The organism is uncultured Thiodictyon sp., from assembly GCA_903837595.1.
In the GTDB taxonomy this organism is placed as follows: domain Bacteria; phylum Pseudomonadota; class Gammaproteobacteria; order Chromatiales; family Chromatiaceae; genus Thiodictyon.
In genome coordinates this window covers 1-3170 of record CAILVI010000478.1, presented here as the reverse complement: position 1 = coordinate 3170, position 3170 = coordinate 1, and the positions used below count along the sequence as shown (strand labels likewise).

General features: G+C 54.4%; 2 protein-coding genes. Both read right to left on the bottom strand.

Annotated elements, in window-relative coordinates; translation table 11 throughout:
- Positions 1-73: 73 nt before the first annotated feature.
- Positions 74-1384 (bottom strand): hypothetical protein, encoded by a 1311-nt coding sequence (locus QZY44_RS28635; protein WP_295456047.1) that lies wholly within the window; start codon positions 1382-1384, stop codon positions 74-76.
- Between the two features lie 169 nt (positions 1385-1553).
- Positions 1554-3170 (bottom strand): AAA domain-containing protein (locus QZY44_RS28630; RefSeq protein WP_295456046.1); only part of this gene is annotated, 1617 nt, incomplete at its 5' end.

Below are 3170 nucleotides of genomic sequence, written 5' to 3'. Positions count from 1 at the left end.
GTGGGAGTGACATCAGGGAGCCTCCGGATCATGAAAAACGGGGCTCCCACGCTACCGGGCCAGGGACGGAATTTCATGCAGGCTTGCCGGAAGGACACAGAGCATCGGACTGGCCCGCCCCGTTCGCCGTCTCAGGTCTCTCGCCCCCAGGACCATCCGAACCTTCCCCATCATCCCGCGCCACCACCCTCGGTTCAGGCAAGATGTCCGGCCCGAACAGCCACAGTTCGGCCTGCCCGCCGTGCTCGATCGGCACCGGCTGTCGTCCGCCATATTCGGGACAAAAGACGAAGCCGACCCGCTGGATGTCCAGCCCGTCGGGCGGGTCCGTCTCCCGGCGAACCACCCGGTCGATCTCCCGCAGGGCGGTGTTGAACGCCTCCTGCGAGAGCCCGTGTCGCCGCCCCTTGCGCGCATAGAAGCGCAGGATGCGCGCCAGCCAGGCGCGGTTGACGGTCTTCTCCAGGGCCGAGGTCCGGGTGCCGAACAGTTGGCCCCAGCGGCCACAAGACGCCGCGATCTGGCGCTCCATCCCCTCTGCCAGGTCCGGGGAGCGGGCGGTCTTGAGATAGCGCCGGAACTTCACCTCCACAAAGACCTGTCGCAAACCACCTTTCTTGGTCGCGCTCACGTAGAGCAGGTCGGCCCGCTGCTCGCCGCCCTCGACCGGCTTTCCCGGCTCCCGGAACAGTTGGGGCACGTCGTCGAGCGGGATCAGGAACCCGTCGGCCAGCGACAGCCAGGCCGCGGCATCGCCGGTCGCCCGTGCGCAGTGTTGTTGTGCCAGCGCGACCGCGATCATCTCCTGGGCCGCGTTTCCAGCTCCGGCCAAGCGCAGCGCCAGCCGGCCGCTGACGGCCTTAAGCGCTTCCAACAGATAGGTGCAGTTGCGCGGGCTGGCGGACAAACCCATCTCACCGAGTGCGCTATCCAGCAGATTCACCACCTCGTCGAAGCTACTGGTCGAGGTGATCAACTGCATGAATCCCAGGTCGTCGCGTTCCGGCACGCAGTCGATGATGTAGTTCTCATAGACCCGGGGCAGTTCGCGCGGTGAATCGAAATACTCGATCCCGGCGTTGCGGTCAGCCGTGACCACCCAGTCGCACAGCCGGTGCAGGTCTTGTAGCAGGCCCGCCTGATCCGCACTGACCTCTGTCACCAGAACCGGCCAATCATCCGCCCCACCACCCAGGTGGCGGGCCGTAGCCCTCAGGACGTGCGCATGCAGATTCACCTGGCGCTTCGTCAAGATGCCGGTCACTGGATGCTTTTCCCCGTCCGGGTTTGGCGGGATGAAGCTCAACCAGTGGGGCGTCGGCGCGGCATGGAACTCCCGGCGCGCAGGGAGAAGACCGGGTAGTGGCGCCGGTGATGCGCTCAAGAAACTGCTCCCGCTTCGCCAACCGAAGGCAGTCGGATTGCCATTCTTCTTCGGCTTGTTCGGGGCTGCCCGGTTGATCGACCACCGCCGAAGTTCGTATGCTGCCTTCGGTTCTCAACTCCGAGTCTAATTGTCCAACCAGCACATCCCCCTATAAAACACTTTTTTGCTATTTCGCAATGAGTGAGAACTTCCCAAAAGAAGAAATCCCGTTGCATCGAGGATAATTGCTGCAACCAAAAAATGAATATGAATTATCTGTGCTTCTCTTTCTAGGCACCATCTCGGAACCGCAGATTGGACATTTTGCATCATAAATCTGCGCTATTCGATTACCAATGTCGCGACTGATACGTATAGTCCTTCGACATCTTTCGCACTGGAGAACATAGCATCCGGTTAAACTATCGTACACCAGATCTCTGTTACCTCCACACTTGTCGCAACTAATAATCAGGGTGTCACTGAGGCCAGACTCCTGTAAATCAATAATATGCCCTAAAGCGATTCGCCTCAATATCGCCGCAGCCAACCGCGAGTCCGTAAAACGGTGCCCTGACTTAACCCGCAAAGCTATCATATTTCCCCAGATAGTCATTTCTGGAATTCGGTTTCTGCGGATACTACGGAAGGTAATCTGCCCCGTCTCCTCAGATGTATTAGGTATCTCATCTTCCGGAAGAAAGTAGTATTTTCTCGGTGCGCTGCTGTTTACGAATTCACGAAAGAACTCTTTTTCTCCAGCGGGATCTACCGCAACAATAAATTCGGGATCATGAGATCTTGGATGAAGCAAGCTTGGATCAAAATCCTGCAATGTCGAGTATGCTAAAGAAGAAGGCGATATCACGAATTGCTCCTTGATTTCATAATATAATTTGTTCCAAAACTTCATTTTCTTAGCCAGCACTGCGATCATAGAAAGACTCCCTAGAATATACAATTTGTCTCTCGCCCTAGACAATGCCACATCCAAGAGGTTTTCGGCGCCGTTAGACTCGAGTATTCTTGGGTAGCCAGATATTGTTGTCTTAGCGTGCGCCGTTAGGTCAAACACAACAATGTCGGCTTCTGTCCCCTGCGCACGATGAACTGTCAGGCACCGAGATCTTGAATTAATGTCATTTGCCATGAAATGCCCGACAAGAACTTGCTGGGCTCTAAACGGAGTAATCACCAAAACCGAAGCGGAAGAATCATTCTTACGGAAAATCAGAGACTCCAAGACAGCTAGCGTCAACGGATTATAGTAACTTTCGAGCGCAACACTATAAAAAGAAAAATTATATCTGTCATCAGAGTCCGTATTTATGAAGAAAAGAGAATGCTTTTCTTCGGGCTCTCGCCTCCCACACCTAAGGCGTCCGCCATAAAATATACGACTCACAAGACCGGAAAGACTGGAAGTCATTCTGTATTGCGTTTCAAGCAATACCAGATATGGAGGAAAGCCCTCACTCTGAATATTTGACTTCGTCCCCAAGTAATGATAAATCGATTCTGAAAGAGTCGTTTGCGCCAGGCTGATTGGCTGCAATTGACAGAAGTCGCCTGCGATTACGATCCGCAATTGCGCTAAATGCGCCGCCGAAAATATATAAGGAAGAGAAACCATTGACGCTTCGTCCACGACAACAAGGTCGAAGTCACACTCCACTAATTTATCAAAATTAAGTACCGCAGACGCAAGCGTAGAGAATACGATCGCGCTCGCATTCACTAGACTAGAATCATTTTCATACCCCCTGCAGATCTCATTATCGGTATGGCCAAGTCGCGAGATACC